Source organism: Roseateles sp. P5_E11 (genome assembly GCF_054049355.1).
Genome location: NZ_JBFUMO010000791.1, coordinates 1 through 2,125 on the forward strand (window position 1 = coordinate 1; position 2,125 = coordinate 2,125).

At 65.9% G+C, this 2,125-nt stretch carries 3 protein-coding genes and 1 pseudogene; all 4 read left to right on the top strand.

What is annotated here, in order from left to right; translation table 11 throughout:
- The coding region (locus ACXJKR_RS30620) for a methylmalonyl-CoA mutase family protein (RefSeq protein ID WP_457326056.1) at nt 1-824 on the top strand (824 nt) is incomplete at its 5' end.
- 197 nt (nt 825-1,021) lie between these two features.
- Nucleotides 1,022-1,372 carry a hypothetical protein gene (locus ACXJKR_RS30625; protein ID WP_457326057.1) on the top strand — a complete coding sequence of 117 codons (351 nt, stop codon included), beginning with the start codon at nt 1,022-1,024 and terminating at the stop codon, nt 1,370-1,372.
- Between the two features lie 18 nt (nt 1,373-1,390).
- On the top strand, nt 1,391-1,819 hold the full coding sequence (locus tag ACXJKR_RS30630) for a GNAT family N-acetyltransferase (RefSeq protein ID WP_457326058.1): 429 nt from the start codon (nt 1,391-1,393) through the stop codon (nt 1,817-1,819).
- Nucleotides 1,816-2,125, top strand: a pseudogene (locus tag ACXJKR_RS30635) (methylmalonyl Co-A mutase-associated GTPase MeaB); the annotation flags it as partial. The gene ACXJKR_RS30630 and the pseudogene ACXJKR_RS30635, both read left to right, overlap by 4 nt.

Consider the following 2,125-nt stretch of genomic DNA (forward strand, 5'->3'; position numbering starts at 1 on the left):
GTGCAGCCGAGAAGCAGGCGCGCATCGACTCCGGCCAGGACGTCATCGTCGGCGTCAACAAGTACAAGCTGGCCAAGGAAGACCCCATCGACATCCTGGACGTGGACAACGTCAAGGTGCGCGACGGYCAGATAGAGCGCCTGAACCGCATCAAGGCCACGCGCGACACCGCCGCCGTGCAGGCCGCGCTGGCCGCGCTGACGCAGGCCGCGGAGACTGGCGAAGGCAACCTGCTGGACCTGTCCATCAAGGCCGTGCGCCTGCGCGCGACGGTGGGCGAAGTGTCCGACGCGCTGGAGTCCGTCTTCGGCCGCCACCGTGCCGACACGCACAAGGTCAGCGGCGTCTACGCGGCTGCCTACGACTCGGCCGAGGGCTGGGCCAAGCTGCAGGGCGAGATCGCCGCCTTCGGTGACGAACAAGGCCGCCGCCCGCGCGTGATGATCGCCAAGCTCGGCCAGGACGGCCACGACCGTGGCGCCAAGGTCGTGGCCACCGCCTTTGCCGACCTGGGCTTCGACGTCGACATCGGCCCGCTGTTCCAGACCCCCGAGGAATGCGCCCGCCAGGCCATCGAGAACGACGTGCACGCGGTGGGCATCTCGACGCTGGCGGCCGGCCACAAGACGCTGGTGCCGGCCATCATTGCGGAGCTGAAGAAGCAGGGCGCGGACGACATCATCGTGTTCGTGGGCGGCGTCATCCCGGCCCAGGACTACGACATGCTGTACGCGGCGGGCGTGAAGGGCATCTACGGCCCCGGCACGCCCATTCCGGCCAGTGCCAAGGACGTGCTGGAGCAGATCCGGGCAAGCCTGCAATGACATACGGCCGCTTTCCCGGGAGCGTCTGGCTGCTGACAAATGAAAAGCGTTCTCGAGAGGGGTATGAAGGGCTGGTGGCTGCCCGAGTCGATCCCACGCTCGGGCTGGACATACCTCGCCTGGAGCCTGCGCCTAGCACTGCCCTCTATTCGCATGGTCAAGGGCCCCACCTTCACTTGCCCGTTGTTGGACCAGCCGTGCTCAGCCGCATGTTCGGTCGCATGAAGGAGCGGGCCAAGACCGCCGCCCTGGTGAACATCGAAGGTGAAAGTCTTGGCGACATCTTTCTCTTGAGCGGGTTGMACCTGAAGGAGATGCCCTCGGGGCATCAGCGCGTAACCAGTCTTCAGATACGGATGAATCTGGAAGAGGACCGGTTGGTCCTCACGGTATCAGGGAGCCTTGGGCCTTCGCAGGAGGGTTGGTATACAGGGGCCTCGATCTATCAGGCGTTTGAAATGTTCAATGCGACGATCTCGATCCCCGTCGATGAATGCAAGTACGCGCTGTTTGGTGCCCAGCGCCCCGAGGAGCGGTCAGTTGAATAGCGTGGCCACGGAGGTGCGGTGTTGACTCTGCATACCGAAACGGTGCGGGCGGCTGACTTCGAAGACATGCTGGCTCTGCGCATCGCGGCGCTGCGCGAGAGCCTGGAGCGGCTGGGCCGCTTCAATCCCGACGTCGCGCGGGCGCGGCTGAAGAGCCAGTTCCGGCCTGAGTGGATGCAGCACCTCATCGTCGACGGCGAGCGCGTGGGCTACTTCACCGTCGAGCCGCGCGACGGCGAGTTGCGCCTGCATCACCTCTATCTGCGCGCCGACAGGCAAGGGCAGGGCATAGGTGCCTGGGTGCTCGACCAGATCAAGGCACAAGGCCTGCCCATCACATTGGCGGCGCTGCGCGAAAGCCGCGCCAACGACTTCTACCTCCGCCATGGCTTCAAGGTTGTCGAGGAGCAGGACTTCGACATCGAATACCGCTGGGAGGCTGCTTGAGTCTTGCAACGCCCCTCCAGGCCGGCGACCGCCGCGCACTCGCCAAGGCCATCACGCTGATCGAGTCCACCCGGGCCGACCACCGCGAGCAGGCCGATGCGCTGCTGACTCAGCTGATGCCCGCCACCGGCAGTGCGCTGCGCCTGGGCATCTCCGGCGTTCCGGGCGTGGGCAAGAGCACCTTCATCGAAGCCTTCGGCATGTTCCTGCTGGAACGTGGCCACCGCGTGGCGGTGCTGACGGTGGACCCGTCGAGCACGCTGTCCGGCGGTGCCATCCTGGGCGACAAGACGCGCATGGAAAGGC